Source organism: Oerskovia sp. NPDC060287 (assembly GCF_042726775.1).
In the GTDB taxonomy this organism is placed as follows: domain Bacteria; phylum Actinomycetota; class Actinomycetes; order Actinomycetales; family Cellulomonadaceae; genus Oerskovia; species Oerskovia merdavium.
The window spans coordinates 1-3,281 of record NZ_JBHXBO010000343.1; the positions used below are offsets into that span (position 1 = coordinate 1).

At 72.6% G+C, this 3,281-nt stretch carries 1 protein-coding gene; it reads right to left on the reverse strand.

Annotated elements, in window-relative coordinates; all coding sequences use genetic code 11:
• Positions 1 to 75: 75 nt before the first annotated feature.
• Positions 76 to 3,045, reverse strand: coding sequence for a glycoside hydrolase family 48 protein (locus tag ACFWFR_RS18635; RefSeq protein ID WP_377624076.1), 2,970 nt, complete (start codon positions 3,043 to 3,045; stop codon positions 76 to 78).
• Positions 3,046 to 3,281 lie beyond the last annotated feature (236 nt).

Below are 3,281 nucleotides of genomic sequence, written 5' to 3' on the forward strand. Positions count from 1 at the left end.
GCGCGTACCGCCGTCGGGCCCTCGTCGCACCTCTCGTGGTGACGCCCGGGACGAGCGCCACCCCCGACCGTCAGGTCACGGCGCGGCGCACGTGACCGGTGCGCTCGCCGGCGGGGCCCCCGTGCCGATGAACCCGAACGACGTCGAGCCGCCGGCCGCGAGGCTGCCGTTCCACGACAGGTTGCTCGCCGTGACGACCGTGCCGGTCGTGGTGTGCGAGGCACCCCAGAGCTGGCTGACCGTGGCCGGGGCGAGGTCCCACCGCACGGTCCAGCCCGTGACGGCGGCGTTGCCCGCGGTCACGGTGACCTCGCCCTGGAAGCCTCCCGACCACGAGCCGACCGTCCGGTAGGTCGCCGTGCACGCCCCGGTCGCCACGGGCGCCGTGGTCGCCGAGACGGCCGCGGAGAGCGCCGAGACGTTCCCCGCGGCGTCGCGGGCCGCGACGCTGAACGAGTACGCGGTCGCGGGCACCAGGCCCGTGACGGTGTGGCTCGTGCCCGTGACCGTCGCGACCTTGACCGCGCCCTGGTAGACGTCGTACCCCGTGACGCCGACCGCGTCGCTCGACGCGTTCCAGGTGAGCGGGACGGTCGTCGTCGTCACGGTCCCGGCGCGCAGCCCCGTGGGGACGGTGGGCGGGGTCGTGTCGGCGGCGGGAGGCCGGGTCGTGGCCGTCACGGCGCTCGACGGCGCGGACAGGTTGCCCGCCGCGTCCCGCGCCCGGACCGTGTAGACGTACGCCGTGGCCGGGGACAGGCCCGTGTCGGTGAAGATCGTCCCGGTCGCGGTCCCGACCACGGCACCGTCGCGCAGGACGTCGTACCCCGTGACGCGCACGTCGTCGGTCGACGAGGTCCACGTGAGGGTCGCGCTCGACGAGGTCGTCGACGCCACGGCGAGCGCCGTCGGGACGGTCGGTGCCGTGGTGTCCTCACCGGCAGGCTCGCCGAAGAAGCGGTCGTAGTTCGCGAGCGCCACCGCGACCGCTGACTGCGCCCAGAACCGGTGGTAGCGGAACTCGGGCGCCTCGCCCCCGTCGAGGTAGGCCTGGACCTTGGGCCAGGCCGGGTCGTCGAGGTAGAAGCTGCGCAGGTCGAGGAAGCTCACGCCGGGCTCGATCTCGTCGCCGTTGGGCATGGTGCCCTGCCAGCCCGAGGGGACGTGGACCCCGTCGCCCGTCGCGGTGGTCAGCACGTCGTCGAAACGCTTGTAGTCCTCCCGCACCTCGACGGCCGAGACCCCCTTGTCGTCACGGTTGTGCTCCCAGATCGAGTCGAGCAGGGACTTGGCGACGGCCTGGGCCTCGTCGTCGTGCGCGGCCGCGGCGTAGTGGATCAGCGTCCCGGCCAGGGCTGCGGCGACGCCGACGTCCTGACCGTGCGAGATCACCTCGACGTGCAGGCCGGAGTTGTCGCCCGGGTTCGCGGCGTCCCACGCGTCGGGCGCGCCGGTCCACCGCAGGGTCGAGGGCACGGCCCAGTCGGCGCCGCCCGTGGCGTGCGTGTTCGCGATAGCCCACGGGACCCACTTGTCGAGCAGCGCCTTGGCCTGCGCGTCGCCGGACTCGTGGTAGAGCTGCGCGACGCGCTCCATGGACCAGACCTGCATGCCGAACCACTGGTTCGAGGGCGGGTCGCTGTAGACGGGCGCCTCCTGGTAGGCCATGCCGTAGAAGGTCGGCGTACCGGCCGGCGGCGTGCCGTACGCGCCGCCCCAGCTGTTGGTCGCCCCGCCCGCGATCCCGCCCTCGTCGGACTGCAGCCACTGGTAGAACTCGAGCTGACGCTCGAGGCTCGTGGACCAGTCGTCGACGGCCGTCGGCGACTGCGGCTCGAGGGCCGGGGAGGTGGACAGCGCCCACGCGGCCATCGGGTTCTGGTAGCCGAAGTGCGCGTGGCTCGACCCGATGCGCCAGGCCCACCCGGCCGCCGGATCGAGAGCCCCGCCCCACGCGTAGTACCAGGACATCAGGTAGTGCGCCGAGTTCTTGCCCGTCCCGGCAGGGCAGCTGGGCGAGGTGCAGCCCGGCTGCTTGAAGTACTTGTCGAACATCGCGTAGCGCAGGTAGTCGCCCATCTTCGCGGCCTTGGCGACGGTCGCGGCCACGGCCTCGGGCTGTCCCTGCTCGGTCGCCCAGGTGTGCGCCCAGTAGGCGGCCTCGACCGCGCGCGCGTCGGCGTCCGACGCGTTGGTGTACTTCCACTGCTTGGCGTAGCTCGAGTCCCCGGTGAACAGGTCGAGGAAGCCGTTGGTCCCGCCGAACGAGAAGTCCTCGCACGACGGCTGCGGGACCGTCTCCCAGACCGACTCCTGCGTCCCGCGCTGGAACGTGTTGATGTACGACGTCCCCTCGCTGTCGGGCCCCAGGAGACAGCCCGCTCCGGGCGCCGCGCCGAACCCGTAGGTGTTGTCGACGTCCGCGAGCCAGTGCATGCCGTAGACGTCCGAGGTCCCGTACGTCGCCTTGAGCTCGTTCGCGAGCGGGTCGACGCCGGACCGGACCCCGCTGTTCAGGGCGGCCGGGTACTTGCTCGGGTGGTCGTACTCCGCAGCGTAGGTCGCGGGGCTCTGGGGGTTGTAGAACGAGTTGGTCGGCTGGTCCTCGTGCTGCGGGATCATGTACGTCTCCATCGTCGCCCAGGCGTCGTTGAAGCTCGTCCAGTCCGCGGTGGCCCGGCCGTAGGCGGCCTCGAGCCAGAGCCAGAAGCTGTACGCCTCGGACGTGGTCTCGTGCCCGTGGTCGGGGGCCTCGACGATGAGGGTCTCGACCGAGTGGTACGGGATGCCCTGCGGGCTGAAGTACCCGTTGGCGGGGTCGTGGATCTCGTCGTACATCTCGAGGAACCGCTCGGCGTACTCGGAGCTCACGGCGACGCGCGGGGTGACCGTCGCGGTGCTGACCGCCGTGCTCGCGCGGGGCGCCCGCTCGACTGCGGGGGCCGCGCCTGCGGGCTGGACCGCGGCCAGGACGAGGAGCGACAGCAGCGCGGCGCCGGCCATCGAGGCCGCCACCCGTCTGTGCCGCCGGAGGGATCGTGACATCTGACTACCTCTCTGGGTGACGTCGCGCCGGGGTCGGCAGCGCTCGTCCGCTGGACGGCGTCGTCCTCGCAGGATGGAAGCGCTCCCACATCGTCGGTGATGCGGGGCGACACACCTGGACACTGCGGCCGGCGCGGCACGGGGTCAACGCACCTAAACCTTTCGGTCCGCGGGTCCGCGGGTGCGCGGGCTTGTGCGGGGCCCGGGTGCGACGAGGGCCCGACGGCGCGTGACGC